General features: G+C 53.4%; 1 protein-coding gene. It reads right to left on the reverse strand.

The window, feature by feature from the left end:
• On the reverse strand, window positions 1-238 hold a 238-nt coding region (locus I6E40_RS10885; RefSeq protein WP_235387305.1), incomplete at both ends, for a hypothetical protein.

Consider the following 238-nt stretch of genomic DNA (forward strand, 5'->3'; position numbering starts at 1 on the left):
CCTTGCGCTTGATGCAAACGGCTCTGACGAGCCTTTGATGCTGTGCCGGCTGGAAATTCCCGAGCAAGCTCTGGATTTGCAGCCTGCCACATCATCCCCCTGTCGGGTTGCCTCCATCGCAAGGCGATAGACAGAAATAAATCTTTTCCCGGCAGGAATCGCATTTTATCTGTGAATTCATCAAGTGCAAAGCCGCAGCGACTGAGCCGCAGTAAGGCGGAGTAGGTGGCGAATTCAT

This window comes from Prevotellamassilia timonensis (assembly GCF_021531665.1).
Taxonomy (GTDB): domain Bacteria; phylum Bacteroidota; class Bacteroidia; order Bacteroidales; family Bacteroidaceae; genus Alloprevotella.